Origin of the sequence: Irregularibacter muris (assembly GCF_024622505.1) — a bacterium.
GTDB classification, from domain to species: domain Bacteria; phylum Bacillota; class Clostridia; order Eubacteriales; family Garciellaceae; genus Irregularibacter; species Irregularibacter muris.
The window spans coordinates 1-26,400 of the sequence record NZ_JANKAS010000006.1 but is presented as its reverse complement, the minus strand read 5'-3'; the positions used below and the strand labels follow the sequence as shown (position 1 = coordinate 26,400).

21 protein-coding genes and 1 pseudogene are annotated in these 26,400 nt (G+C 36.1%); 5 read left to right on the top strand and 17 right to left on the bottom strand.

Going from position 1 to position 26,400, the window contains the following annotated elements; genetic code table 11:
* Positions 1–17: 17 nt before the first annotated feature.
* A complete protein-coding gene (locus NSA47_RS08055) occupies positions 18–914 on the bottom strand; it encodes a LysR family transcriptional regulator (RefSeq protein ID WP_257530767.1) in 897 nt (298 codons plus the stop codon).
* Between the two features lie 281 nt (positions 915–1,195).
* Between NSA47_RS08055 and NSA47_RS08050 the strand changes: the two are divergent.
* Positions 1,196–2,395 (top strand): annotated as a pseudogene (locus tag NSA47_RS08050) (YeeE/YedE family protein).
* A gap of 61 nt (positions 2,396–2,456) precedes the next feature.
* Here NSA47_RS08050 and NSA47_RS08045 read toward each other — a convergent pair.
* From NSA47_RS08045 to NSA47_RS08020, 6 genes are all read right to left on the bottom strand, one after another.
* Positions 2,457–3,791 (bottom strand): APC family permease, encoded by a 1,335-nt coding sequence (locus tag NSA47_RS08045; RefSeq protein ID WP_257530765.1) that lies wholly within the window; start codon positions 3,789–3,791, stop codon positions 2,457–2,459.
* Between the two features lie 15 nt (positions 3,792–3,806).
* Positions 3,807–5,507, bottom strand: a complete 1,701-nt coding sequence (locus NSA47_RS08040; protein WP_257530763.1) for an FAD-dependent oxidoreductase — start codon at positions 5,505–5,507, stop codon at positions 3,807–3,809.
* Between the two features lie 27 nt (positions 5,508–5,534).
* Positions 5,535–6,800 carry a YeeE/YedE family protein gene (locus NSA47_RS08035; protein WP_257530761.1) on the bottom strand — a complete coding sequence of 422 codons (1,266 nt, stop codon included), beginning with the start codon at positions 6,798–6,800 and terminating at the stop codon, positions 5,535–5,537.
* A 90-nt stretch (positions 6,801–6,890) separates the two neighbouring features.
* On the bottom strand, positions 6,891–7,838 hold the full coding sequence (locus NSA47_RS08030) for a rhodanese-like domain-containing protein (RefSeq protein WP_257530759.1): 948 nt from the start codon (positions 7,836–7,838) through the stop codon (positions 6,891–6,893).
* Between the two features lie 192 nt (positions 7,839–8,030).
* The gene (locus NSA47_RS08025) at positions 8,031–8,825 is read right to left on the bottom strand and encodes a glycerophosphodiester phosphodiesterase family protein (RefSeq protein WP_257530757.1); all 795 of its coding nucleotides are present in this window, start codon (positions 8,823–8,825) and stop codon (positions 8,031–8,033) included.
* 43 nt (positions 8,826–8,868) lie between these two features.
* Positions 8,869–10,155, bottom strand: a complete 1,287-nt coding sequence (locus tag NSA47_RS08020) for an MFS transporter (RefSeq protein ID WP_257530755.1) — start codon at positions 10,153–10,155, stop codon at positions 8,869–8,871.
* A gap of 452 nt (positions 10,156–10,607) precedes the next feature.
* Between NSA47_RS08020 and NSA47_RS08015 the strand changes: the two genes are divergently transcribed.
* From NSA47_RS08015 to NSA47_RS08005, 3 genes are all read left to right on the top strand, one after another.
* Positions 10,608–10,820, top strand: coding sequence for a hypothetical protein (locus NSA47_RS08015; RefSeq protein WP_257530753.1), 213 nt, complete (start codon positions 10,608–10,610; stop codon positions 10,818–10,820).
* A 330-nt stretch (positions 10,821–11,150) separates the two neighbouring features.
* Positions 11,151–11,903: an ABC transporter ATP-binding protein gene (locus NSA47_RS08010; RefSeq protein WP_257530751.1), complete on the top strand. Its 753-nt coding sequence runs from the start codon at positions 11,151–11,153 to the stop codon at positions 11,901–11,903.
* Entirely contained in the window at positions 11,890–13,776 is a 1,887-nt protein-coding gene (locus NSA47_RS08005) for an ABC transporter permease (RefSeq protein ID WP_257530748.1), read from the top strand. The genes NSA47_RS08010 and NSA47_RS08005 overlap by 14 nt, the downstream gene beginning before the upstream one ends.
* 97 nt (positions 13,777–13,873) lie before the next feature.
* Here the strand turns inward: NSA47_RS08005 and NSA47_RS08000 are convergent, their stop codons facing one another.
* A complete protein-coding gene (locus NSA47_RS08000; protein WP_257530746.1) occupies positions 13,874–14,554 on the bottom strand; it encodes a uracil-DNA glycosylase in 681 nt (226 codons plus the stop codon).
* Positions 14,555–14,827: 273 nt separating this feature from the next.
* Positions 14,828–17,455, bottom strand: a complete 2,628-nt coding sequence (gene ppsA / locus NSA47_RS07995) for a phosphoenolpyruvate synthase (RefSeq protein WP_257530744.1) — start codon at positions 17,453–17,455, stop codon at positions 14,828–14,830.
* A gap of 203 nt (positions 17,456–17,658) precedes the next feature.
* On the opposite strand from ppsA, the gene NSA47_RS07990 reads away from it, so the two are divergent.
* Positions 17,659–18,240, top strand: coding sequence for a TetR/AcrR family transcriptional regulator (locus NSA47_RS07990; RefSeq protein WP_257530742.1), 582 nt, complete (start codon positions 17,659–17,661; stop codon positions 18,238–18,240).
* Positions 18,241–18,462: 222 nt separating this feature from the next.
* Here NSA47_RS07990 and NSA47_RS07985 read toward each other — a convergent pair whose 3' ends face one another.
* The 8 genes from NSA47_RS07985 to NSA47_RS07950 form a co-directional block, all read right to left on the bottom strand.
* Positions 18,463–20,424 (bottom strand): ABC transporter permease, encoded by a 1,962-nt coding sequence (locus NSA47_RS07985; RefSeq protein ID WP_257530741.1) that lies wholly within the window; start codon positions 20,422–20,424, stop codon positions 18,463–18,465.
* A complete protein-coding gene (locus NSA47_RS07980) occupies positions 20,417–21,184 on the bottom strand; it encodes an ABC transporter ATP-binding protein (protein ID WP_257530739.1) in 768 nt (255 codons plus the stop codon). Before NSA47_RS07980 ends, NSA47_RS07985 begins: the two co-directional genes overlap by 8 nt.
* A gap of 209 nt (positions 21,185–21,393) precedes the next feature.
* Positions 21,394–22,749: a sensor histidine kinase gene (locus tag NSA47_RS07975; protein ID WP_257530737.1), complete on the bottom strand. Its 1,356-nt coding sequence runs from the start codon at positions 22,747–22,749 to the stop codon at positions 21,394–21,396.
* A complete protein-coding gene (locus NSA47_RS07970; protein WP_257530735.1) occupies positions 22,731–23,402 on the bottom strand; it encodes a response regulator transcription factor in 672 nt (223 codons plus the stop codon). The genes NSA47_RS07975 and NSA47_RS07970 overlap by 19 nt, the downstream gene beginning before the upstream one ends.
* Before the next feature lies 1 nt (position 23,403).
* Positions 23,404–24,165 (bottom strand): ABC-2 family transporter permease, encoded by a 762-nt coding sequence (locus NSA47_RS07965; protein ID WP_257530733.1) that lies wholly within the window; start codon positions 24,163–24,165, stop codon positions 23,404–23,406.
* Positions 24,158–24,916 carry a lantibiotic immunity ABC transporter MutE/EpiE family permease subunit gene (locus tag NSA47_RS07960; RefSeq protein ID WP_257530731.1) on the bottom strand — a complete coding sequence of 253 codons (759 nt, stop codon included), beginning with the start codon at positions 24,914–24,916 and terminating at the stop codon, positions 24,158–24,160. Before NSA47_RS07960 ends, NSA47_RS07965 begins: the two co-directional genes overlap by 8 nt.
* The gene (locus NSA47_RS07955) at positions 24,909–25,625 is read right to left on the bottom strand and encodes a lantibiotic protection ABC transporter ATP-binding protein (protein ID WP_257530729.1); all 717 of its coding nucleotides are present in this window, start codon (positions 25,623–25,625) and stop codon (positions 24,909–24,911) included. Before NSA47_RS07955 ends, NSA47_RS07960 begins: the two co-directional genes overlap by 8 nt.
* Before the next feature lie 128 nt (positions 25,626–25,753).
* Positions 25,754–26,266: a flavin reductase family protein gene (locus NSA47_RS07950; protein ID WP_257530727.1), complete on the bottom strand. Its 513-nt coding sequence runs from the start codon at positions 26,264–26,266 to the stop codon at positions 25,754–25,756.
* Positions 26,267–26,400: the final 134 nt, after the last annotated feature.

Below are 26,400 nucleotides of genomic sequence, written 5' to 3'. Positions count from 1 at the left end.
TTTTCTAGAAATTCCCCTTAGCAAAGGCTGTTGTGGGCGATTTTCTTAAAGTATTTAATGAACTCATGAAGAAATTTATTTTCCTTGGTTTTTTTATCATAGATGAGATACATCTCATATTCCATTGAAAAGTCCAAGATGTTTATGAGCTTTAATTGTTTATTATAAATATCTTTCTTAATCGAGGTATAGGGTAAAAATCCTATCCCATGTTTATTTAGTACTGAGGATTTTATAGATTCTGCGGAATCACTATTAAATAAGATCTTCAAATCCTCTATTCCCCTTCCTGACTCTTTCAATTTTTCTGAAATAGCACCTATTAAATGCTCATTATTGTTTAGTAAAATAAATGGATAGTTGACCAGATCCTTAAAAATCATTTCTTCAGGTATTTTAAAATCCGGTGCCGAAACCAAGACCAGTTTGTCACTGCCGATCTTATGATATAATAACTCCTGATTTTGAGGTTTGCTATAAATCACTCCTAAATCACAAATGTTATTTAACACATTTTCCTCAATGAGATTCGATTCATTTACCTTTAATTCATAACTATGTTTTGGGAACTTTTTTTTCACTTTATAGATAACACAAGGCAGGGAATATGTGGCTATAGACCAACAGGCTTCAATTTTAATATTTTGGGCACTTTCATCGTCAGATTGTAGTTGTTCTATCATGGTTTCATAGGTTCTTATAATGTTGTCGGTATATTTAAAAACAATCATACCTTTCTCTGTTAATTCCACACCCTTATTGCTTCTTTCTAATAATTTGTATCCTAACATATCCTCTAACCTAGAAATCTGCTGACTTAGGGCAGATTGAGAGATATGATATTTATTCGCCACTTTTGATATACTTCCCGCCATGGCAACTTTATAAAAATAATCTAGGTATTCTATATTCAACCCTAATCGGCTCCTTCCTTAATCATGGCATCATTATATCATAACTGAAGAATAATTTAATGTGCTGTACTGGTTACATTCCCATTTGCCCCTATTCCAAGGCAAATACTTCATTGAACCAGTTCCATGGATTAATTGAATATTCCTTATTAATAATTCAACTCCATCTCTGCCTATGTTATAATGATATTATAATCAATAAGAGATAGAAAATGATAATGGAAATTTCTTGCTAAAACCTATGATTTCAATAGCATCCAAGGACGAAATGAGGTGTGGCTATGTATAAAGTAAAAAATCAAATCCCCATAGGAATCCTCGCCTTTATTTTAACTCTTCTTATGGCTATATTTTTTACCACAATATCAAAATTCCTTGGATTTTTTTGGATAACAGGCATAACCTTTGGATTTATTTTACAAAAATCAAGATTTTGTTTTGTTGCAGCTCTAAGAGATCCCTATTTAATTGGTGGTGTAGCCCTTACTAAGGCTATGCTTATTGCCTTTGCCATTACTACCCTCGGTTTTTCAGCCATAAAGTATGGAGCCTACCTTCAAGGTCAAACTATTCCAGGACAAAATTTTATTGTACCTATTAGTGTAGCTACTATAATAGGCGCTATCTTCTTTGGCATGGGGATGGTCTTAGCAGGGGGCTGTGCATCTGGTACCATGATGAGAACTGGTGAAGGCTTTCAAATGCAATTTATTGCCCTTATTTTCTTTATTATCGGTTCTCTATGGGCAGAACATGATATGGGATGGTGGGAAAAAGTATTTATTTCCCGCGGCAAGGCCATATTTCTACCGGATATACTAGGTTGGTTTGGCGCATTGGCGGTGCAACTATTTGTTATCGCCTTTCTTTACGTTATGGTGGATCAATGGGAGTCAAAAAAATCCCAAGATTTCTAAATTTCTGGGGAATAAACAGGAGGGGTAAAATTGAACTTAAATCATAATAAATATTACTCTAAATGGTTTAAAAACTCCTGGACCTATATTACAGGGGCTGTCCTTCTATCCTTATTTCAAATCATTACTTTCGCGGTGACAGGAGAACCCTTAAAAATTACTTCGGCCTTTAGCTATTGGGCAGGTTGGATCCTTCAAAGCTTAGGGATCAATGTATCCAAATGGAAAATGTTTGCCTCTCCCACTGCCCAATCTATTTTACAAGGGGGCTTTTTAAAAGATCCCGTATCCATTAGAAATCTAGGGATTATTGTAGGCGCCTTACTGGCAAGTCTACTGGCCTCCCAATTTAAAATAAGAAAGATTAAATCCTTAAGGCATGTCCTAGCTGCAGCCATTGGTGGTCTACTTATGGGATATGGCTCTAAAATTGCTTTAGGATGTAATATAGGCGCTTTATACAGCGGCATTTCTTCCCTCTCCCTATCAGGTTGGGTTTTTGGCATCTTTTTATTTGTAGGAGTGATTATAGGAAGTAAGTTATTGGTTAGATTCTTGATGTAGATTGACCTGTTGTACTAGTGGAATTCCCCATTCCGCTAGTACAACAGGTCAGTCTAACTCATCAATAAACAACCTTGCCTGTATTAACACAATATCTTCTATAATACAGATATCCAGCCCCTGCCCATAGCACTGTAAATATTAGGGATGGAATACTTAAACGTCCTGGTGACCAAGGAAAGATCAAAAGTAAAATAAAGATAAGACTTACCAACCCTCCTATGGAAGATAACACCTTCTCTTTCCTCTCCACAGCAATGGTATAACTAATATAGCATACATAAAAGTATGCTAGGGCTGCAGATAGGGAGCACATATCTACAATATAGATAATTACTTCTCTCCCCACCCAAGGGGCAATGAGGCTAATCATTGCAACAAATTTAATTCCCTTTGCATAAACACCATTTTCATTTTTTTCTCTATACTTAGGAGAAAGAAATTGATAATCTGCTAGGGCAGCTATAAGCTTACTGCTGCTTAGCATAAATCCGTTAATTCCCCCTGTAACCGCAGCGGCTAAGGCAACTAACAATAGCAAAAATCCTACATACCCTATATTATCCATAACCGCTGTACCCAATGCCCACTCCTGTTTTAGGGCCCCTTGGGGTGAAAAAACAAGAGAGGTAGTCATATTTAATAAATTATAACCCAGGACTCCACTAAATATAGAGATTATCGCAATCCTAGTAGCCTTCTCGGGTTTGAAATCTAAGTCAGTGGAAACCTGGGGAATGACATCAAATCCTACAAAGAGAAAAGGAACAATGGCTAATACCTTAGAGATTTCCCCCAAATCAAACTGATAGTTTAAGATATAATTGTCCAAAAATATAGTTTTGTCGGTAAGAAAAAGCATGCTCACAAAAACAATGATAATATTTAAGATTAAAAATAACACCATGATATTCTGAGTACAGGAACTTGCTTTAAGTCCCTTAATATTGATGTAAGCAAACAAAATAATGATAAAACTTGCAATAAATACCTCTGATAAATATACCGGGTATCCTGCCACACTATATAAATATAAAATCTCGATTTTAGGACCTAATATCTTTTTTACTACCAATACAAAAGCGGTGGCATTTAAGGGAACTAAACTTAAATAACATAGAATGAGTCCCCATCCCACAATAAAGCCGTGGGTGCTCCCGAGATGATTGTACGTATAGGAAAATTCTCCTCCATCTTCTCCATGATTTTGCATCATAATATGATAACCCTTTTGAATAAACACTACAGCTATGCCACCTATTAAAAATCCTATGGCGGTATTAATAACTCCACTTTCCTGAAGAAATTTTGTTCCGGGTAGGGTAAAGGAACCCCACCCGATAATTGATCCCAAAACTAAACTAAATATATCTATGCGATTTAATTTTTTCGTCATTTTCTTGTCCCTAATCTAGCCAAAATTGTATTCTGTTAAGATTTTTTCTCTGTTCATGGTTTTGTCATTGAAATATTCATGATTACAAACCCCTAAATAAGAGCCAGAAATATTGTATAAATTATCATAGCCCATGTGTTGTAATGCCATAATTGCATTATAACTTCTCTGGCTAGATCGACAATGAAGATATACAGGTCTGTCCTTTGGAATCTCGTCAAGTCTTTCTCTGAATTCACTTAAAGGAATGTTTACCGCATTTTTCAGATGGCCTAGAGCATATTCATCCTTTTCCCTTACGTCAATAATGTAGGATCCCTCTTCTACTAACTTTCTTACCTGGGACACAGGCACTTGTTTAAATTCTCCATTTAAAATATTTAAGGCCACAAGTGCTGCATGATTTACGGGATCTTTTGCCGTACTAAAGGCTGGTGCATAGCACAATTCTAATTCCTTTAAATCCTCTAGACTTCCCCCCATCATAATCATAGTGGCAATTACATCCACTCTCTTATCTACATTGCCCTTTCCTATGGCTTGAGCTCCTAGGATTCTTCCTGTGGGCACTTCAAAAATCAGCTTAAAATGAAGTGGGCTGTTTCCAGGCATAAGTCCAACAATGTCCCCCGGAATAATATATACAAAATCATAGGAAATGCCCGCAGCCTTTGCCATTTTTTCATTTAAACCGGTAGAGGCTGCCTTCATATCAAATATTTTTACACAAGAGGAACCAATAACCCCAGTATTTCTATGGGGAATACCATAGATATGATCTGCTGCTGCTCTTGCTTGCCTTTGGGCTGGTCCTGCAAGGGCAAGTCTTGTCTTAGCATTCGCCAATTTATGATATACTTCAATGGCATCTCCTACGGCATAAATATCTTTATCGCTGGTTAAATAATTATGGTCAACCAATATTCCACCGGTTTCCCCAATGTCCAATCCAGCTTCCTGAGCTAAAGCAATTTCTGGTCTAACCCCTATGGCCATAACTACGGCCTGGGCAGATACCTTCTTACCCGAAGCTAATTCAATATGATCCTCTAAAACCTTTGCAATTCCATCTCCTACAATAAGATTTATGCCCTTATCTAGCATTTCCTTATGAAGGATTTGTACCATATCATAATCAAAGGGGGCCATAATTTGGTCTGCTGCTTCCACTAAAGTTACATTAAAATCTGCATCAGCTAATTGTAAATTCTCCGCTACTTCTACCCCAATAAATCCTCCGCCAATAACAGCAATATCCTTTATTTTTCCACTTTGAACATATCGATTTAGTTTATCAATATCTACCACATTTCTTACCGTAAAGACATGATCAGCATCATATCCTTCAATTTTAGGCACAATAGGATTAGCCCCAGGGGATAAAACCAATTTATCATAGTTTTCTTCATATTCCTTCCCGGTTTCTAAATCTTTTACCCTAATGGTCTTTTGCTCCCTATTCACTTTTACTACTTCACTATTTACCCTAGCTTCTATATTGTACTTTGTTTTGAATTCCACTGGGTCCATTAAGACCAAGTCCTGACTTTCTGCGATCATCCCACTTAAATGGTTTGGCAGGCAACAATTAGAAAAAGAAACATTGGGTCCTTTTTCAAACATAATCACTTCTGCAAATTCATCCAATCTTCTAGCTCTAGCTGCAGCAGAAGCTCCCCCTGCTACGCCTCCAACCACTAAAATTCTTTTACTCATCATTTTTCCTCCTTTTCATTTAATCTTCTACGCCTGTTTTCTTTCATATCTATTTGGTGGAACAGTATTGACTTTGCCTGCAAACACCTTCAATCCAATAACTCCCCCTAGGAAAAGAGAAATAAGATATCCCCATCCAGCCAAGGAAAAGTTACCGATTCCTGAATATAAAGCTCCAATATTACAGCCACCGGATAATCTTGCCCCAAAGCCCATAAAAAGTCCCCCTAGGGCATAAATGCAAACATCCTTGAAGCTAAAATCAAAATCAAATTTAAATCTACCAGCGAAAAGAAAAGCAATAGCAGCTCCTAAGATAACTCCAAGATTTCTCAGCCCCACAGTATCCTTCAAAAGGCCATTGCTCACTGTTTTTACTGTGGTAGCAAGGGCAGGTGAAGTAAATTTTACGCCTAGGTTTTGTAAAAGGGCCACACCCCAGTTTGTAAAACCTGCGGTTACTCCCCAGCTATGACCGGTAGAAATCTGGATAAAAGCAAACATAATGGCTAATAATATTCCGCCTTTTAGAAAACTCCATCTTTCAATGAAAAGTTTGTGATAGGTTCTATAGCTAAGAAAGTGAGTATCCTTTCCTCTAGAAAGAGGCCTTTCCACAGACTCATATACCATTTCCTCATAAAAACCTTCATTTTTCCTAAACTCTTCATATTTTCTTACTACTACATACAATCCCCCAAGAAGCACTAGGGAAAACAATACCGCTCCTACATACCCCATAACATCTGGAAGATAAACTTTTATCCCTATTTTTCCTATTGCTGAATTATCCATTATGGCTTTTACAGGTAAAGCTGGAATGGAGCCAAAAATAAAAAATATCAGTACAATCGCGGCCCTTACAGCCCCTTCTCCTAAATCACTCAAAGTTCCTGAAGCACAGCCTCCAGCAATCATCATTCCAATACCAAATAAAAATCCACCTAGGATGGTTGAAATATTAAAAAAATGTACTGAACTCACCCCAGGGATGGCCGCTCCATTGGCTGCAGCATTCCAATGAATGGCCGCCGATGCTACAATGGAGATAGAAAACATCACCAAAAGTGCCTTACTCAAACTTCCTTCCCCCGTAATATAAATCCTTTTAATCCCCCCTGCAAACCCAAATCTAGACCGGGTTAAAATATATCCTAAGGCCACTCCAGTAATGAGAAATAATGTGGATTGACTATTGATTTTACTTAAATAAGCTCCAAATATCCCTATAGCCGCTAACATAACCAGGGCAATAATGGATTGGGTTTTATTTATTTTTCCCTGTGATGGCATTTCTTTAAACCTCCTTATGAATATCAACTTTACCCTTTATAACTGACATGAGCCCAGTTTATAACTGAGCCATGCCTGCCTTGTAAAAAATTATTCAGTTACAACTGGATATCCTGCTTCTTCCCAGCCGCCCTTCATTCCGCCACTCATCCCAACAGATTTATAACCTAATAATCGAAGAATAGCATTGGTTTGGTCTGCTGTTTGGCCAGAGTAACAAATGACTACAATGGTCTTATCCTTGGGTAGGGTATTGAATTGTTCTTGCATTCCCTTTCCATAGGGAATATTTACAGCCCCTTCTATATGTCCTTCTTTATAATCTTCTTCTGCTCTTATGTCTAGTAAGAATATGCTTTCATCTTTTTCATCCAGCATTTTTTTCGTATTTTCTACACTTACTTTATTAATAGCAAAATCGGTGTCTTGTACCGTTTCAAATCCTGCATAATAGTCGGCAATAGCCTTTTTGATCTCAGGATCTATCTCTGTTTTTGCCTCAGGCAATTCATTTTTAGTGGTTTCTACTGCTTCTTCATAGCCCTCTACTTGAGAAATTCCACCATTCCATCCTGAAGTAATATTGGTGGCATCAAAACCTGCTACATGAAGTAGTGCAATGGTTTGGGATGCAGTTTGACCACTATAACAATACACTAAAAGAGGTTTATCCTTGGGAATGTTTTCAAGATTATCACTTACATCGGTACCAAAGGGAAGATTTACGGCTCCTTTGATATGACCTTGATCATAATCTTCTGCTCGTCTAATATCTAAAATAAGGACATCCTCTGCCCCAGCTTTTACTTTCTCGATAAACTCGTCAGCCTTCATCATATGACTATTTTCCATAGTGTCAAAATAATTATTGGCAGCAGTTTCTACTACATTTTCTTCAGGTTTTACTGTTTCTTGAGCTCCCTTATTTTCTTCATCTGTAGCACTTGGTGTCTCTCCACCACTACAAGCAGTAAATGCAAAGGATGCAACAAATAATAATACTAAAAGCAATACCAAAACCCGATTCTTTTTCAACATTTTCTTACCCCCTATTATGTTTGTTATTTAATTAACGTCTTCATTATAACAAACATTTCCCTTGTCCTACTCTAAGAGATCATTATGCTTTATAAGAGATTTTGATAGGAGATCATCTTGAAAAATAAATAAGGGGCAGGATAGAAAGATTGATTCTAGATTCAACCTTACTGTCCTGCCCCTTTGTTCCCCTTAGGGTATAAAATTTTCAAAGATAAAATGATCAAAGTCTTTTTTACTCTCCTGCAATTCCTTTACAGATTTTATGGTCCAAGCTACGGTAGGAATTTTATACAACCCGCGGCATACTTTAAAAGAAAGTAAGTGGTGGTATAAATGATTATAGGCAATGAAATTGGGTTTAGATAAAATGTTTAATAGCAAATGTTTGAGTAAAAAGTATAGTCTCTTATCCCCTCCTGTATCCCCGGATTTTACAAAATCACTAGACAACTGACCTCGTATAACCTGGGGCCTATTTCTTTTAAACCATCGAAGCATTAAGGGATTAAAGGATTCTATGCAGTATCTGCCCGGGTACTGATCTAAATAGTGGGCGACTACAGTACAAAGAGAAATATCTCTAGTTTGCCCCTTTAACTCTATAATCAAGGGAACCTTTCCATCCACCAAATCCAATACCTCCTGTAGATGAGGAATGGTTTCTTGGGAGGTCAATAGGTATAATTTCCTTAGTTCTTGAAAGGTAAGATCCTTCACCTTTTTGTCTATTCCACAAACCCTTTTTAAAGACTCATCGTGGAAAACTACGGGTAGACCATCCTTTGATAACTGGACATCTAACTCAATTCCATAGCCCTTCTCTACTGCTAAGGCAAAGGCTGTCATAGAGTTTTCCGGGGATATAGAATTGTCCTGATGAAGCCCCCGGTGAGCAAAATATTTCTTAAACGCTCTCATATCAGGACGATTAATCATCTTAGGCATAATCATCCATAAATAAAGGACCATTATCCCTAGTATCATTCCTAATGTTATATAGATTATCACTACAATTACTCCTTTTACGTTAGTCTTCTACGTCAAAGTTTTCCAAAGCACTTTCCCTCTTAGGAGGTTTAGAGTCCCCATGTTTTACAAAAAGCATGGTACAAAAAGATAGAGCAGAAAATATTACCGCATAGGGGAAAAGCGTCCTATAGGATACATTTTCTAATAAAAATCCAGAAAATACAGGGGTAAATATCTGCGCAGCCATAGAAAAAGTATAATAAAGACCCGTATATTTTCCTACATCTCCGCTACGACTTATCTCTACCACCATAGGGTAGGAGTTGACATTGATGGATGCCCATCCAATGCCTGTAAAGACAAATACCAAGTTAATCCATGGAGAGTAGTGGACAAATAAAAATCCTGAAAAATAGGAAAGACTCATCAGTACAATCCCTATGAGGATAGTCTTTTTTCTACCTATGTGACTGGATATTATACCCACAGGAATAAAACTGACAATGGCGGCTGCCATGGCTACCATAAGGGCATTGGCAAAACTTCCTCCTTGAAGTCCCCATACTTCTGTTGCATATCTTGAAAATGCTGTAGTTACAGCATTGTAGGCAGTAAACCATAAAAATATAGAAGCTAGAATAAAGTATAAACTCCTCTTGACATCCTTAGACATCTCTTTTTCTTCTGGAGTATCTACTAAAGAACTTCCTGTTTCTGTGGCTGGTTCCTCATCCTCTACGATTTCCTTTGCAAACTTATTTTCCTTAATGGTCATCACTAGAACAATAACAGAAATAACCATCAATAAAGCCACAGCCAAAAATACATAAGTATAATTAGGATGTTCTCCCTTGGGAATCAGTAGACTAATCATAGCCAGGGCAAAAATACCCCCTACCGCTCCCATAAGATTGATGATTGCATTAGCCTTACTCCTTAAAGGCTTGGGTGTCAAATCTGGCATTAGTGCTACAGCAGGTGATCGGTAAGTCCCCATGGCAATTAAAGTAATCCCTAAGGCAACGAAAAACAAGATAAAGCTCTGCATCTGATCAGCCAAGGGAATAAGCATCATGAAAATTACCGCAAATATAGTTCCCACAACGATAAAGGGGGTGCGCTTACCCAATCTGGTATTTACCTTGTCAGAATAAGCACCAAATAGGGGCAATAAAAATAAGGCCAGCACATTATCTACTGCCATAATACCTCCTGTAAGGGTGTCTCCTAAGCCAAAAGTGTTTTTCAAAATCAAAGGAATAAGATTATCGTATAATTGCCAAAAAGCCGAAATAGATAAAAATGCCAAACTTAACAAAAAGGTTCTTTTATAGTTTAGTTTCAATTTAATTCCCTCCTTTATAACCCATTTTATGCTAAAGCACCTCCATTGTATCACCAGATACTATTTTTGTCTTTATTTGAAAGGAAAAACTTCCCTTATATAATAAGTGCTTTTTTTGACAAAAATGGCTATATCCTCTCCAGTGAAATAGCAAAGTAGGGTGGCCTATCATCAAGAACAACTCCCTACTTTGCTACATTGTGTTCATATATTATAATAGATCCAAACTTTCTTCGTCAATCCAACACAATCCCTTTATACTTTATAACCTTTAATACTACTTAGATGATTAGAATATAATTTTTTTTGCTCTGCCTAATTTTATATCAACTTTTCTTGAAATAAATATAAAGGCATGGAACTCATAGTAAAGCTTATAAAATTTGTTCCCATCATAGGGCTAGCCTCATGGATAACCACAAAATTTCTCAGATGAAAGGAGAAAAGGGTTGATGAAAAAAGTAAAAGTGTGTAAAAGATGTTCAAGATTTGATACGAAAGAATTAAAAGAATATACCCAGCAAATAAATTGCAAGTTAAAAACTGGCTGTGTAGCAAGGTGTGGAGCAAGGCATCCTGAATTAGCTGATAAATATTTTGGTCTAATCGATGGCAACTTTGTTTCATATGACACCAAAGAAGAATTTTTTGGGGCAATGAAATAAGAAATTCCTATTAAAGTTATTTAGTGGGATTCATTCGTATATTTTTATGCTATACGGATGAATCCGATTTTTTAAAGACTACTGGTTGTTTTCTACTCTAAAAACAATAATGCTTCTTCCATAACTTCTATCCAACCTTTCCCATAACTACGTGCTGCATCAATTTTGAGGAAGACTGTTAAACTTCTCCTATTATTGAAGCATCTTTTCAGAAACACAAAACCTTACAGTGTTGTAAGGTGATTGAAAGATAATTCGATAGTTTCTTCCTTGCAGGTAGTGGTATACTAATCTCAAATTTAATGTTAAGAAAGGAAAGGAAGTAATGTTATGCTAAATGTGAAGAAAGTAAGTAAAATATACCAAGGGAAAGTCGCCTGTCGTGCTTTGTCAGATATTGATTTAACTGTGGAAGACAATGAATTTGTTGGTATTATGGGGCCTTCTGGAAGTGGAAAAACCACATTGCTAAATATGATTGCTACCATTGATGAGCCGACGACAGGTGAGATTTTAATCAATGGGAAGAATCCTCATCATCTCAAGAAAGATAATCTGGCAAAATTTCGTCGCAGAGAATTAGGCTTTGTTTTTCAAGATTTTAATTTACTGCACACTTTAACGATAGAAGAAAATATGGTATTGCCTCTAACCCTTGATGGAAAGAAAGTAAAGGAAATGAAAGAGAAGGCAAAGAAAATTGCCGAAAATCTGGGGATTACAGAAATTATGAATAAACGAACCTATGAAATCTCTGGCGGTCAAGCACAAAGGGCGGCCGTTGCAAGAGCAATGATTCATTCTCCTAAATTACTTCTGGCAGATGAGCCCACAGGCAATCTGGATTCTAAATCATCAAAAGATGTTATGGAAATGTTAGAGTCCATTAACCGGACGGAACAGACAACCATGCTACTGGTAACCCACGATCCACAAGCTGCCAGCTATTGCAATCGCGTGGTATTTATTCGTGACGGAAAGTTTTATTCGGAAATTCATCGAGGAGATAATCGACAAGCCTTTTTCCAAAAAATTATTGATACACTCTCTTTAATGGGAGGGGATTTCAATGACTTTTCGTAAATTTGCCTTTAACAATGTAATTCGGAACAAACGATTATACGCTGCTTATTTCCTGGCTAGTCTTTTTACGGTGATGGTGTTTTTTACCTTTTCTATTTTTGCTTCTCACCCGCAATTGACCGGTGATGATATGAATTCCTATGTAAGTTTTGGAATGAATGTTGCAGCGGGAATTATCTATGTATTTTCTTTTTTCTTTGTACTCTATTCCATGAGTTCTTTTCTCCAATCCCGAAAAAAAGAATTTGGATTGTTGATGATGCAGGGAATGAGTATGAAACAAATTCGCTCGATGGTTTTCTTGGAAAATATGTTTATTGGATTTTTAGCCACCATTAGCGGTATCGGCTTGGGTCTAGTCTTTGCCAAAGGAATTTTACTGATTGCTGAGAATGTACTCATTATCAAAAATAGGTTACCCTTCTATTTTCCAACACAAGCCATTTTGTTGACCTTTGGCTGCTTTATTGTACTATTTTTCCTGATATCTTTATTCGTGTCTTATATCTTAAGAAGCCGAAAATTAATTGATTTAATCAAAGGAGATAAAAAATCAAAGGGAGAACCAAAGGCAAATATCTTTTTAACCCTACTGGCTATTGTTTTACTAGGAGTAGGATATAGCGTTGCATTGACGGTCAATGGTTTAGGGGTTATTGCAGCGATGGTTCCTGTTATATTGGTAGTCATTATTGGCACCTACTTCTTATTTACACAATTAAGTGTATTTATTATCCGTCGCTTAAAGAAACGAAAGGGGTTTTTCTGGAATAAAACCAATATGATTTTATTATCAGACCTTGCTTTCCGTATGAAAGATAATGCAAGAACCTTTTTCCTTGTTGCGATTATTTCCACAGTTGCTTTTAGTGCAATTGGCACCTTATACGGCTTTCAATCCTATATTACTGCCGGAATGAAACAGTCGTCCCCTTATACAATGTCCTATACCCAATGGGATGACAAGAATGATGGCCATCCTGCACAAATAGAAGAAGCATTACAAGACATTCCGATGGAATTGGAAAAGGAAGAGATGCTATTACACTATTATCAAAGGATGGATGACTCCGAAGTTCTTATTGTCAAAGCATCGGACTACAACCGATTTGCAAGATTAAGCAATGGAGAAATCCTTGATATAAGAGACGGAGAACCTGTATTAGCGAATAGAGAAGCGGTAATAATGGGTGAAGATCCAAATAAAGATGAAGCGAATATCCTAAAAGATGCTTTACTCGAACTAAAAGACGGTACTAGAATAGAGCCAGTAGAAGTGGTAGAATCTAATGCATTGCCTGGTGGAGCTTCATATCATATTGTTTCTGACCGTGATTTTGAAAACTTGCCTGCTGCCGTAAATCAATTCAACTTCTATGCATGGCAGGAGGTCAATGGAAAAACCATTCCACTGGAGTTATCCGAGGCATTCTTTGATGAATTCCCTCAATCCCAAATAATCATTCCTAGTTTCCTAGAATATCAAATCAATAAAGCATATGGGCCAATTCTGTTTGTAGGTTTATTTATCGGTGTTGTCTTCTTCGTATCAGCAGGAAGTTTTCTGTATTTCCGATTGTACTCAGATGTCGATGAAGATAAGCGAAAATTCCAAGCAATCACAAAAATAGGATTAACCGAAAAGGAATTGAAGAAAGTCATAAATAGGCAAACGCTGCTTCTTTTCTTTGCACCAATTGTAGTAGCATTGATTCATGGTGCAGTAGCACTCACTGCATTATCCCACCTATTTTACTACAACCTGTTTAAAGAATCCGCGATGGTTCTAAGTATCTTTTTAGTCATTCAAATAATCTATTTCTTCATTGTTCGTTTTTACTATACAAGACAAATAAAAATGACCTTGCGGTAGACTTTTACTCATGAAGCACTAACAATCTTTTATAGGAGAAGAACAAACCGCCGGCTGAGCCGGCGGTTATAATTTTACTTTTTATTGACTTATTTACTCATTTGAATTTTGGGATTGCCCATTCTATAGGTTCAATATTGTTCTTTTTCAAGAAGTTATTTGCCCTTGAAAAAGGTTTTGAGCCAAAAAATCCTCTATCAGCTGAAAAAGGACTTGGGTGAGGGGATTCTATTATATAGTGTCGATCATTGGTTATAAACCTTTTATAAGCTCTAGCATTACTTCCCCATAACATAAAAACAATTGGTTTTTCCCTTGAGTTTAATACCTCTATGACCCTGTCTGTAAAATTTAGCCATCCAATTTTCCTATGGGAATTTGGTGTAGATTTTCTTACGGTTAATATGGTGTTAAGTAATAGCACCCCTTGTTCTGTCCATTTAATTAAATGTCCATTATCTGGTATATCATATCCTAAATCTGACTTTAATTCTTTATATATGTTCAATAAAGATGGAGGGGTTCTCACTCCTGGTTTTACTGAAAAGGACAACCCATGAGCTTGCCCTTCTCCATGATAGGGGTCTTGTCCTAGTATTACAACCTTAACATCTTTATAAGCTGTCATATGTAGGGCATTGAAGATATCATGCATATCCGGGTATATAGTATGCGTCTTGTATTCTCGAATTAAGGCAGCTCTTAATTTTAAATAATATTCTTTCTCAAATTCACCCTCTAGTAAATCTGCCCAATCATTTTTTAGTATCTTTTTCATAAGCTCCTCCTATTCTTGATTACTCTTTAGTTTTCTGGTCGTTTTACCACCTTTTTCCTAATTTCACCTGTATTATATACTTGATTCAGGAATTCTTCAAGCATGGTTCCTTTTGCCATACAACTTGAGAATTTCCCATTATGCTGTCCTCGATGTAAATGGGAAATATTATAATTTTAAGCGGCCTTTACGGTATGCACCACTGTGAAATTTAGTCCTATTGTCAATAAAAAATAGCCATCCAAAATGGATAACTATTTAATAAAAACACACTTATTCTCCTAATATCTCTACATATCCCTCGGTTCCATTTACTCTAATCCTCTGCCCATCTTTTATAAGCTTTGTTGCATTTTCAACACCTACTACTCCTGGAAGACCATATTCCCTTGTAATAACCGCACTGTGAGTAGTAAATCCTCCTACTTCAGTTACTAATCCCTTTATCGTAACGAATAGCGGAGTCCAACTTGGATCTGTAAACTGCGTCACAAGAATATCCTCTTCTTCTAGATTAGCCTCATCCACTGACAAGATTATCCTGGCACGGCCCTCCACTATACCCGTGGAAACAGGAATACCGGTAATTGCTCCCTTTGGTATATTGCCTGTTGTAATACTAGATGATGGTACAAAACCCTGGGATGTAAATATACGTGGGGGTGTGAGTTTTTCATACCAAGTATAATTCTCTTTTCTTTCTTCAATGATTGAGTAGTCCAATGTATTTGTCTTCACTAGCTTACGAAGTTCATCAAAATATAGATAATATATATCTTCAGCATTTTTAATAATGCCTTTTTCTATAAGCTTATCTACTTCTCTCATAAGCGCCTTCTTATAAACTTGGTAGCGACGAACAATATAATATTTAGGATCTTCACGACATCCTGAAAAATTACGAAGTAAATCAATACTCTTTCTAATATTCTTAGCCTTCCTATTGCCCCCTGCCAGATTCTTTAAGCGTCTGATGATGTCCTCTTCCTTTTCCTTTGCTTCTTGTATTCCCTCTTGGAATTTGCTTCTATGTTCACCTGGTTTTAACACATGGATATTGTTAAGAATCATAGGGATAAGCTGCGTAGGTTTTTCTTCGAAACGTTCTCGCGTAATATCTATCTCTCCAGGACATCTCATCCCGTACTTATCTAGAAATTCTCTAAACACTGCACTGGTCTCTTTTCCTCCAGTCATCTTTTCCATCTCTTCAAAAAACTTCTCATCACTAGGATTCTGGGAAATATATTCTATCACCCTTGGATATTTGCGGATAGTATCTGCCACATCACATAGAGCTAATCCCATATTGGTAGTAACATTATGATCCAAAGACTTAGTTAGCGTATCCGCTACGTTCTTATCTCCTAACCATTTTTCAATTTTCTTATTTAGAGAGTCGTTCGCCAAGATCGCTGCAATTATGGCCCCCAGCATCTTTGGATTGTAGGCCATTTCTAATAGTTTTTCACGATCTTTAACTATGAAATCAAAAACCTGGTCTCCTGAAAGCTTGGAAAGTTGTTGTTCCATATCCCTAACTTCCTTCTCAAATTCATTGGTTAGTTTGCCAATAATTGAAGGATCATTTTTTCTGCTTATTTTTAATGTCTCCATAATGGAATTTAGGGTAAAAATCCCACCTTGTACATTTCTCTTGCCCTTTGGGATAGATGCCATGAACTTCTTATCCATCAGAAGATTTTTTATAGCACTCTGTATTAGTGGATCCTGCTTCCCAGTTGCCATTACTAAACGACTACGTCCTATAGTTGATGACAGATCATGAGTAATATCCGTGAAAAACCTACCTCCTATCTTTTCCATTGAGATTTCAGAAATCATTTCAAAAAATGACATACCCAATGGCTTAATGGCATCGGTCATCATTTGGGTATGACCAATGGACATATATACACGAGGCTTCTTGGAGTCTGTTCCCTTTGGAAGGGGAAATAAAGTAGTAATAGAGCGACTTTGAACAATGTAAAACTCGTTATCAACAAAACACCATTCTATATCCTGAGGAGAGCCAAAATAGTCTTGAATTTTCTTTCCCATTTCAGCAATTTTTTCTATCTGCTCATCACTTAACACCTGTTTTTGCTGTCTGCTATCTTCAATCCATTTTTCTTTTGTCCCTCCATCTTGTTCAATCCTAATTTCCATCTCCTTTGTTCCTATATCTTTCCTAGCAATCCTGCCCTCTACTACCTTATAAATATCTGGGTTCACCAATCCAGACACTAATGCTTCACCAAGTCCAAATCCTGCGTCTATTGTAAGCGTCTTTCTATCAGAAGTCATTGGATCTGCTGTAAACATTATACCCGAGGCTTCTGACAGAACCATCTTTTGTACTACTACAGATAATAATACTTTTTTATGATCAAAACCATTTTGTATCCGATATGTGATTGCACGATCGGTAAAAAGTGATGCCCAACATTTTATTATATGTCGTATAACTTCATTTTTTCCCCTGATATTCAAATACGTATCCTGCTGTCCTGCAAAGGATGCATGGGGAAGGTCCTCTGCTGTGGCACTTGATCGTATGGCATAGGCTTCATTTTGACCATATAAATCAAGGGCACCTATTATTTCATTTTCAATATCTCTTTCTATGCTTAGTCCTTCAATACCTAAACGTATTTTCTTGCCAATATCCGAAATTTTATCTTTATCATCAGGTTTTAATTCTGTTAGCTTTTCAATGAGCATTTCAAGCTCAACACTGTTTTCAATATACTTTTTATAAGCCTCCGTTGTTACACAAAAGCCATCTGGCACTCTTATTCCTTCAATTCTTGATAGCTCTCCAAGATTTACACCTTTACCTCCGACGATCATAAGCTTTATTTTATCTATTTCATTAAACGTTAAAATATATGGTTTCATAATATCCCTCCACAAATTTTATAATCCTTAATCTCTCAGTTATTCCATGCTCCATCCCTGTCTAAGAAAGAGTATTTAGCTTAGTTTTGTAATATCACCTCTTATATTTCATAATATATCTACGGAATTTTATTGTCAATATTATTTTGAAATATAATTCATTTAATTTCAAAACTATGTTATAATGGATGTCGGTGATATAAATGAATGGATATGAAAAAAGAACAAAAATAAAAAAGGATTCCATTATTCGTGCTGCATGGGAACTTTTTTCTGAGAGAGGCATAACTGATGTTGGTATAAGTGAAATAGCCTCAAAGGCTAAAGTTTCTCAGGTTACTATCTATAATTATTTTGGCGATAAAAACACTCTTGCTAAGGAAATACTTGTTTCCTACTTAGATAAAGCGATTAAAGGGTATGATGAAATATTAGAAAGAGAGATTCCTTTTTCTGAAAAGCTTACCCTCATTATGGATAAAAAACATAAGGTAACAAATGAGCTCAGCCGCTCAGATTTTAGTAAGTACGCATGGGAGGATAAAACCTTTCAACAGGTATATAAGGAAGCTGTCAATTCCAAAGCAATCTCAGTGTACAATAAATTTATTGAATTGGGTAAAAAAGAAGGAGCTATTGATGAAAGTATTCCAACTGATGCAATTCTGGCCTTTCTTCTTTCGTCAGTTTCTATTATTGAGCAGTCTGATTATCTTAAAACCAGCCCTGAATACAAGAACGGAATATTAAGATTGTTTTTTTATGGCTTATTGGGAAAAGAATGAATAGAATGCTTTACTTTATCCCCTTGGGGAGCCACGAAAACCTCTGATACAATAGTCTTCTATAAAACTAACGAATATAAAAGCAATGAATGTAAAGGAAAAAACTCTTAAAGATCCTCTGTGAATATCGATTAAATATTTAGAAGACGTAAAAATAGCCTCCTGTAAATAAATATACAGGAAGCTATTGATATTTTTCTTAAAAGTATAATCTCGTTCAATCTACTGAACTATCTTGTAATAGGTTCTAGCTGTCATAGAATATATTATTGTATAGAAGAAAACGAAAACTATAATTGTTGCAGCGGTGCAGATTGCAAATAAAGGTGTATTGGTCAAACCAAATAACAATAGTAATTTCGTTACCATAGGGAAAGCAATAGCTATATGAATTACTGCCGTCACAAGGGGGAGAAAAAATACCGTCAATATCTGACTGTGGATTGCTTTTTTAATCTCTCTGTGGCTCATTCCAACCTTCTGCATGATTTCAAACCGATCCTTGTCATCAAAGCCTTCTGCAATTTGCTTATAGTAGATGATAAGCACCGTTGCAAGTATAAACAATAGACCTATAAATATCCCTAAGAAAAGTAGCCCGCCGTAAGTGGAATAAAAACCTGTTCTTGAGCCTTCCACATCTTCTACTAATAAATCAAACTCCGTATTATCTAACGCACTTTTCAATGATGCGGTTAAATTTATTTGCGTTTCACTGTCAGCATTAATATCGAATCCATGATAATAGGAGAGTTCCGGAACATCTTCACTGTCTTCCAATGAACGATAGATTTTTTCGATGGTTTCCAAACTATCCACAACGATATAATGACTATCCGCGATAATTGCTGTACTCTCTCCCTCATATTCAAAGGAATCCAATCTTTCCTTTATATTCAGCTCAAAATTATTTAAAACAATTTTATCCCCAGGAATTTTACCATTTAGCTCGTATACGAAAGCCTCTCCTTCTTCTAAGGACACATCTTGATCTTCTATCTCATTATAATTATCTACAGTGAGAAATACCAATAAGGCTAAATTCTCCCCTGCATACTCCTTAGCAATATTAAATTTTTCACCTTCTTGGGATGTTAGAAAACTCATATTTCTCTGGCTATATACGTCTTCCTTTGTAAGATTGGCCTTTGCTACTTGTTGGTTGATGATATCCTCTATTTCTTGAATATCCTTATTGGAAATATTATCACCGCTTATGGTTATATTTCTAGGATATCTGGCACGTAAGACGTCCTCAACCCCGACATATAATGACACTGTAGTGGACAGTGTAAGAATGACTGCAGTGGATAATATACAAATATTTGCAAGACCTGCTGCATTTTGTTTCATACGATAGATCATACCCGATACCGATATAAAGTGATTTGTCTTGTAATAATAGTTTTTATTTTTCCTAAGGGATTTTAATAGGGCAATACTGCCTGCTTTAAATAGATTATGTGTTCCTAAAATCACAAGTATTACGGCAATAAAAAACCTACTCAATGCCGCCAGGGGAGACTCTATGGTCAAAGCCAAATAGTACCCAATCCCTAAACTTATTACACCAATAATTGCTGAAAGCCATTTTGTCTTTGGTTCCTTTTCCCCTACATTACCACCCCTCAACAACTCAATAGGTTTTGATAGATGTACCTGAAGGATGTTGTATATCAGGTTAATTGTAAAGGTTAAGATAAATACGCCCATGGTAATTAAAACGGCATTTATAGGAATCTCAAATCCAAATACCACATCAAAGTTTATAATTCTTAAAAGCAATAGCGCTAAAAGTTTACTAATGGCTATTCCGCCCAGAACCCCTATTACAAGGCTAATGGTCGATATCATCAAAGTTTCCAATAACATAACCCTTGAGATATGTCTTTTCTCCATACCCAGTATGTTAAATAATCCAAATTCCTTCTTCCTTTGTCGAATTAAGAATCTATTGGTATAGGACAGGAATATAAAGGCAAATACACCTGTAACGATCGTCCCAAAACCCAAGATGCTCCTTAAGCTTGCATCATCATATCCTATTTCCTTAGCAATTAGTAAATAACACATATTATAAAACATGATAATCATACCTATACAGGTTAATATATAAGGGATATAACTCTTAGAATTCTTCTTTATATTATTCCATGCAAGTTTAATGTAGAATGATTTACTCATCTCTTGCACCACCTGTTGCGATCGTCGTAAGGGTATCGGATATTTTCTGATACATTTGTTCATTGGTCTGGGATGCTTTGTAAAGTTGATGAAATACCTCTCCATCTCGAATGAATAAAACCCTCTTGGCATGGCTGGCAGCCTTTGTACTATGAGTGACCATGACAATGGTCTGCCCCTCGTTATTAATATTAGAAAAAATCTTTAACAATCCTTCTGAAGACCTGGAATCAAGAGCCCCTGTAGGCTCATCTGCAAGAATTATTTCTGGGTTGGTAATAAGCGCCCTAGCAATTGCCGTTCTTTGTTTTTGTCCCCCTGAAACCTCATAGGGAAATTTCTTCAATAGATCATCAATCTCTAACTTCTTGGCTATGGGTTTTAATCTTTGATTCATTTCTTCATAGGTCTTCCCAGATAAAACAAGGGGAAGATAGATATTATCCTCTATGGAGAAATTATCCAACAAATTAAAATCTTGAAATACAAAGCCTAGATTATCCCTTCTAAATGCTGAAATCTCCTTCTCCTTTATGGCCGATATACTCTTGCCATTTAACAAAACTTCTCCCTTTGTGGGCTTGTCAAGTGCAGCTAATATGTTTAACAAGGTGGTCTTACCTGATCCTGACTCACCCATGATAGCGATATATTCTCCTTCTTCCACAGAAAATGCAACATTTGTGAGAGCGTGAACAGGAGCGCCACCAAATCTTGTACGATATGTTTTCTTTAAATTTCTCACTTCTAATAGTGTCATATTCATTCCTCCAATTTTTTCTTCCTGTTCATTATTATATAAAAAAGGAAAATGCCCCCGCCATTTCTTTGGCTTACATTTCCCCCTCTAGCCTTACATTTTTGTAAGTTTAATGATTAAAATTTCAATTTACACTGTAGATAAAACATTGTATTACTCAATTTAAAAATATAGGAACTGATTTGGTAGCAAATAGACAGAACGCCTACTTATTTCTTCAAAGTTAAGATTACTTTTCCACCAATTATTTCATCCTTTACTTTCTCATTGGATAAAGTTACCCTTCCCCGATTTTTCATCATAATCTCATGAACGATTGTTAGCCCCAGGCCTATATGTCCGCTTCGTTCTGCTGAAGAGGTATAAAAACGCCTGGTTCCCTGTTTCAATGCTTCTTCACTAAACCCTTGCCCTGAATCCATAACCGTAATGCGATATTCTTCTGGGTGGTCCTCAAAAGAAAGGGTGATATCTGAACCTTCCGGAGAATAATCCACCGCATTTTGTAAGACGTTTTGGAATGCTTTACTTAGCTCTTCTGACTGGATAAGCAGCTTAGAAGATTGTTTATGGATAATTTTAATATTTATTTTATTCTTCATTGCCATACTTTTGGCAAAGGAACACCAATCAGAAATCAGTTGTTTTGTTATAGGTGACTTCTCTTCTTTGTGGCTAGAGATACCTGAGAGCTCCTTCAATTCTTGGATATATTGATTTAAACGGGTCACCCCTTTCTCTAAGTTCATAAGTAACTCAGACTGTTCTGGGCTGGGCTGGGTTTCTTGTATCAACTCAAGATTTCCATTAATCAAAGTGATCGGGGTACGAATATCATGTGTTAGGGCCTGTAATGTATCCCTTTGGCTTTTTTGTACTTGCCATTGTTTTTTTAGAGAACTGGCTAGTTCTTGCCTCATCATATCCAGTGAAGTTAAGACTTGGTTGATTTCTTTTACTTTGCTCTTGGGAACTGGAAAATCAAGGTTCATCTGGCGAATTTCATCATTAGTTTCACTGATTTTAATTAATTCTTTATATATCCCTCGGGTAAAATAGCCAAGGATTAACAAAAATCCAAGGACCCATAGTGCAAAAGAAACAATCAAAAGTAAGACTTCTGCATTGGGCAAATACTTTCTCAAAACTGGTGACATAAAGTCACTACCAATTCGATAGCTCAGAATAATGTTCTGTCCCTCATTTTGTAAATACATAAATTGTTTAGAGGCGAAGAGATGTGCAGACTGAGCACTTCCTTCTTCCTTAGCATTCTTGACATATTCTCTATCTTTTGTCTCCATAGTTGAGGATAAAATTTCCCCGTTTTTATCCTCAATTTGCACACCGTAAAAGCTGGGAAAATCATCAAGGGTAACTTCTCCTTGCCGTACTCTTTCTTCCATAAGAGGGAATTGTTTTTCTGGATAGTCTGCTGGATAAGTAAAACCTGTACCAATGGAATAGGCTATCCCAAAAAGGATTAAAAATACAACTATAATACTATAAAACAATTCTGTAATAACAAATCGAGTTAATAGCCCTTTTAATGTTCGACTGCCCATTTATATCCGATCCCCCAAACCGTCTGTATTGGATTGAACTCCACTTCTTTAAATTTCTTGCGGATTTGTTTTACCCGTTCTGTAATAGTTGATTGACTATCTCCCATAGCATCGTACCCATATACAGCAACATAAATATCTTCTTTCGTAAATACTTGTCCTTTATTTTTTAAAAGCAGCAAGCAAATTTCAAATTCACTTGCTGTTAAAGGTATTTGCTCATCTTCTACATAAAAGTTCTTTTGGATCAAATCACAACTAATAGCTCCATCTACTAAACGTATGCGTTTTTCTCTTTTTTCTCGTCTCAAATGAGCAGATACCCGTGCCCGCAATTCCTTTATGGAAAAAGGCTTTGTAATATAATCATCTCCACCAGAGGCAAAGCCTTCCAATTTGTCTTGCTCAAAATCTTTCGCCGTTAAAAAAAGTACAGGCGCATCAATTATCCCTCGATGTTCTCTTAAAAAAGTAAAGCCATCTTTTTCCGGCATCATGACATCAAGCAGTAATAAGTCACAACTGGATAAATCCTTTTGACTTACTTCAGATAATACTGCTCTCGTCTTTACGTGATAATGGTCTTTTTCCAAGGCTCTTCGGATCAAGTTCAATAAGTCTATATCATCATCAATGACTAAAATAGTATTCATTTTATTCCTCCAATCTACCTTGCCCTTCCCAATTATTGTACCAAAAATACAGGCCTAAAAAGAGGATGCAAGACACAATCAATGCTGTGGGAATCATTTTCAGTAAGGAAATTTCTTGATAACTTTGTGTAAGTTCTGAAGTCACAGGAATAAGGCCAAAAACAACTCGAGTTAACCAAACGGGGGGAATAAAAATCCAAATACCTGTGCCTAAATCTGTTGTTCCCATCAATACTGCTGTTAGAAAAGACAGGCTACTTACAATTAATGTTCCAGTCATATGGAATGGATAGGATACCCATAAATAGATGAACAATTGGGGAAGCATCAATAGTGGAATAAAAAATAAGTAGCTGCCAAGCTGGGAAAATCCAATCCAACTTCCTCTCACCATAATTTGAGCAAGGATAAATGTAGTTGTGGCAATGAATTCAACGCCTAATAACAATAGGAAAAGAAATAGGCATTTGGATAGCAATAACTTAGATCTAGGAACACCGATAGTTAACTCATTCCCAAAATTTCCAGCCTGTTTATCCAGATTGACAAATAAAACAATGAGAGTTCCCGACACAAACTGAATGCTCAAAGCTAACAATAAAAAGAACATCGCATATTCATTTTCAGCGTAAACAGTCCTATTCTTTGAAACGAAAAAATAGGTAAAAATCATTAAGCTATAAATCACTGGAAGGAATACCAACATCGGTCGCAGAAAGGTTCTCTTTGTTTTCTTCCAATGGGCATGAAGTAAATTAAACATTTTTCTCACGTCTTTCTATTAAATAATAAGTCAAAGCACTCATGACCAAAAACACCCCCACAGCTACCCCTAAACCTATAGGAATAGCCTTCCCATTTAATAGGTAACTGCCCGCTTCCACAAAGGTACCGTTGGGATGAATTCCTAATGCTGGTGCCATCATGCGTAAACTATAACTCCATGGAAAGATAATCCAATAAGGCTGAATGGCTACAACAGCAGCAATAATACTGAGTAAGAAATTTCCTAAGATAACTACAAAATGATTGCTCAATCGATAGATAAAAAAGCTAATAGCAAGCAGTGGCAAGCTACCAACCACTAAATAAATTGTTGCTAAGAAAACTTCCCTATAATCCATTGGATTACGAAAGAAACCTTTATCAATAAACCATAATAGAGCAAAAGAAACGGCCATAATCAGTATGAATTCGACAGTTACAACAATGACTTTAGCTAGATAGACTTTACCCGATGAAATATTTAAGGATTGATAAAATAGATCATTCTTATGTTTTCTCTCTTTTGCCAAACTATTACAAGACAATAGACTGATAAATATTGGTAAAATCATTAAAGGATACCAGTTATAAGCAGTGGTCACCAAATACAGTTTTGCATTTTCAGATCCTCCCATAAGATAGGATAATAATAAACTGTAGAATATAAAGATAATGGGTATGACAAATAAAAGTTTTTTATTGGCTGAACGTTTTTCTTTCAACCATTCTGCTTGAATTAAATTAATCACGTAACCCCACCTCCCGATTGGTTTTTCCAACGATGTCAATAAACTGTTCCTCTAAATCATACTTACTTTGATCATTTTTCCCTTCAAAGCCTAAATAACCGTGGGAGATGATGCCAATGTCATCAGCCACTTGCTGCACTTCGGATAACATGTGACTAGATAAGATGACTGTAATCCCTTTTTTAGGAAAGCTTCGAATCAATTCCCGAAGTTCCTGAATGCCTATGGGGTCTAATCCATTGGTTGGTTCGTCCAAAATCAAGATTTTAGGCTGATTTAATAATGCCATCCCAATTCCCAGACGCTGTTTCATTCCTAATGAAAACTTCTTTGTAACTTTTTTTCCCGTTTTTGCTAATCCAACGATCTGTAAGACCTCATGGATTCGTTGTTTTGGAATTTTCAGTAATAAAGCCAACACTTCTAAATTCTCATAAGCGGTTAAATTTTCATAGATCGCCGGCCCTTCAATCATAGAACCAATTCTTTGTAGATCTTTTCTTCTCCATTCCCGTCCATGGAGAAGAATTTTTCCCTCTGTGGGATGCAAAACTCCTGTGAGCATCTTTAATAACGTAGACTTTCCTGCCCCATTGGGTCCTAATAAACCGTAGACAGAATTTTCTTTGACATGAATGGATACTCCATTAATTGCTTTTTCATTTTTAAATATTTTGGTTAAATTGCTTGTTTCAATAATATTTTTCATTTTTTCATTCCTCCTATAGCTAAAGTATAAAGAAGAAATATAATTAAAATATAATTACTGCAAGATAAAAAAGAGTGACTCGCTTTAAAAGCAAATCACTCTAAAATAGTAAGGCTACTGTTCCTCATTTAGTTCTCTAACAAATAAGAATCCAATATCTCTCCAAAATAAAATACATGGTAGTCATTATTTGAATAGAAACCATCCTTTATTTTTTCATCTAGTGTAGCTGGTTCCATAGCCTGTTGATAAACAACTTTACATTCATAATGAAGTTCACATTGGCCAATTACAGGAGTAGATATCTTTTGTCCTTCTTCCAAACTTAGATTGCATTCTTCAAACTTATTTACATCTCTTCCCGACTTTGTTCCACAGTAAGCCAATTCCTTCTTCAAATCATTGTTCAAGGGAATGCTTACGGTGAATTCCTTAGCATTCTCAATTAAATTATAAGTATGTCTTGAATATCTAACGGCAACCATAAATATGGGTTTGTTCCAAATTACGCTAATACTCCCCCAACCAATTGTCATGGTATTTACTTCATCTCCATCTTTTACAGTTAAAAATGCACCTCTCCTTAGCTGCTCTAATGCCTCTGGTGAATATTCATTAAACTTGATTGCTTTTCTTTTCATAAACTATCTCCTCGTATAATAAGTTTGTAGCTAATAATCGTAGCTATAAACTTATTTATTTTTATTAAGAATACCCTAATGCTAAAATAACCTTATAGGACATTAGCGAAGGTTTGAGCTTTTTCTCCTTGCAA